Origin of the sequence: Paenibacillus sp. AR247 (assembly GCF_002968895.1) — a bacterium.
In the GTDB taxonomy this organism is placed as follows: Bacteria; Bacillota; Bacilli; order Paenibacillales; family Paenibacillaceae; genus Paenibacillus_AQ; species Paenibacillus_AQ favisporus.
Window position 1 is genome coordinate 146940 of record NZ_PCZT01000015.1, and the last position, 2428, is coordinate 149367.

4 protein-coding genes are annotated in these 2428 nt (G+C 55.3%); all 4 read left to right on the plus strand.

Features of this window, described 5'->3' with window-relative positions; genetic code table 11:
- Positions 1–486 (plus strand): TetR/AcrR family transcriptional regulator (locus CPT76_RS25350; protein ID WP_105444881.1); only part of this gene is annotated, 486 nt, incomplete at its 5' end.
- Between the two features lie 40 nt (positions 487–526).
- Positions 527–874 carry a DMT family transporter gene (locus tag CPT76_RS25355; RefSeq protein WP_076174740.1) on the plus strand — a complete coding sequence of 116 codons (348 nt, stop codon included), beginning with the start codon at positions 527–529 and terminating at the stop codon, positions 872–874.
- Positions 875–907: 33 nt separating this feature from the next.
- Entirely contained in the window at positions 908–1795 is an 888-nt protein-coding gene (locus CPT76_RS25360) for a TetR/AcrR family transcriptional regulator (RefSeq protein ID WP_181153034.1), read from the plus strand.
- 44 nt (positions 1796–1839) lie between these two features.
- Positions 1840–2428: efflux RND transporter permease subunit (locus CPT76_RS25365; RefSeq protein ID WP_146116423.1), on the plus strand; the 589-nt coding region annotated here is incomplete at its 3' end.

Consider the following 2428-nt stretch of genomic DNA (forward strand, 5'->3'; position numbering starts at 1 on the left):
CGGCATCAAAAGCCATCCATCTACGCGCATTTCAAAGGGAAGGATGAGCTGTTCCTGCAAACGCTGAAGGGCGCCCTCGATGAGGAAGGGACCCGGATTATCCGCCGCTATATCAGCCTGAAAGACCAGCCGCTCGAGCAGCGGCTCAAAGGACTGTTGGAGTATCTCCAGGAGGAGTACACCCGGAGCAGCAAAACCAAGTTTGTGCTGCGCATGGCCTACTTTCCGCCTTCCTCGCTGCATGATCAGGTCATGGAACTGGTCTTTCCGTTTCTGGATTCGATGGAAAAGCGGATGATTCGCGTCATGCGCCACCACGCTTCCGCCGGCCACCTCCCGGTTAAGGATCCGGACGGTGCAGCCGTCGCCTATATGACGCTGATCGACGGGGTCCTTATCGAAATGGTGTGCGGCGGGCTGGAGGGATCGCAGCGAAGACTGGCGGCATCATGGCCCGTATACTGGGCGGGCATTCATCATATTTGACGCAAGTGGCATCCTAACGGACAAATAAAGGAGGATCATCATGAACCGCCACTGGCTTTCTGTTATTATCGGGGGCGTTGTGGAAGTGCTGTGGGTGTCCGGCCTGAAGCACTCGGACAATGCGCTTGAATGGATTCTTACTGTCATCGCCATCATCGCGAGCTTCATTCTCATTATTAACGCTTCGAACCATCTGCCGGTCGGGACGGTGTACGCGGTGTTTACCGGCCTGGGAACGGCCGGCACCGTCGTTGCCGAGATGCTGTTCTTCGGCGAACCGTTCCGATGGTCCAAGTCGCTGCTCATTCTCGTTCTTCTCGCCGGAGTGATCGGCCTTAAGCTGGTCACTGACAAAGACGGCAAGGGACAAAAGGAGGCGAATCACTGATGGCTTGGATTGCAATCGTCATCGCCGGCCTGTGTGAAAACCGCCCTGCAGCTGTTTTCCACAAAGGGAATTTCAGCCACCTCCATGCAGGAAATCGCGGAATACTGCGGCATGTCCAAAGGCAGCTTGTATCTGCACTTCAAATCCAAGGAGGATCTGGAGAGCAGCATCTATCTGTATTGTGAGGGCCTGATCCGGGACAGCGTCATGCAGGTGGAACAGGAACACCTTCTGACTCCCAAAGAACAGCTGCGGAAACAGCTGGAAGTCGTGCTGAATCTGCTCGTGGAGCTCCGGGAGTTTCTGGTGGTGCAGATTCAGGATCATCATGCTTCGGGAAAAAAGCCACCGTCCCATAAACATTTGCGTGAAAAGCAAATCATCGGCATCCAGTGGTTTAAAAACAAGCTCGAGCAAATTTACGGGGATGACGTGTATCCCTACACGCTGGACCTTACCATGTTTGTGGTGGGCCTTCTCGACGGATATATCCGGACGCTGTTTATTCCGGGTCTGCCGCTGAACATCCGGCGGGTTGCCGATCATATCGTGTTTTTGCTGGACGAAGTCGCCGGCGGCATGGTCCGGTCGCAGCGGGATCCGCTTATTTCCCCCGGGATATGGACCGAGTGGACGGAGAAGCTGAAGGACCGGTCCGGCGGAAGCCTGCGGCATCCGCTAATCATTACCAAGCAGATGCGGGATCTGTTGAAGGACAAGCTGCCGGAAGGACCAGAGCGTGATCTGGCCCAAGAGTCGATCGACATCATCGATAAGGAGTTTCGGGACATCGAACCGCGCAAAGCGATCCTGGCCGGCATGATCGCCAACCTGGAGAGCGTGCCCGAGCTTGGTTCCTTAAGCCGCGAACTGAAGGAAATCTGCAAGCTGTACGTGTTTTCAAGAACCGACCGTACCTGAAGCGTGAGCAAGAGATATAAAGGAGAGGAGCAGAAACCTGCGAAATGAAGAGCATTATTAATTTTTCATTGAACAATAAATTCGCCATCTGGATCCTGACGATCATCGTCGCCGCCGCCGGCTTGTACAGCGGGCTGGTGATGAAGCAGGAGACGATTCCGAACATCAACATCCCGTTTCTTAGCGTGACCGCCGTTTACCCGGGCGCAGCGCCGGAAGGCGTCGTGCAGGATATTACGATTCCGCTGGAGCAGCGGCTGCAGAACGTGGACGGGGTCAAGAACGTCTCCTCTACGTCTATGGAGAACGCAGCCAACATCGCCATGGAGTTCGATTACGGCACGGACCTCGATCAGGCCACGGCTGCCGTCCGGGAAGCGCTCAACGAAGTGACGCTGCCTGACGGCGCCCAGAAGCCGACGATCTCCAAGTTCAGCCTAAGCTCGTTTCCGGTCGTATCCCTCAGCGCGTCCGACAGCTCAAGCGATCTTGAGGGTCTGACCAAGAATATTGAGAATGAAGTCGTGCCTGAACTGGAGAAAATCCCGGGCGTCGCTTCCGTCTCCGTCTCCGGACAATACGTGAAAGACGTCCAGCTGACAAGTTTAATAAGGGAGAAAAAAGTGGCTCAGC

Coding starts and splice junctions, on each gene's coding strand:
- CPT76_RS25355 (WP_076174740.1), top strand. CDS start 527: ATGAACCGCCACTGGCTTTCTGTTATTATCGGGGGCGTTGTGGAAGTG.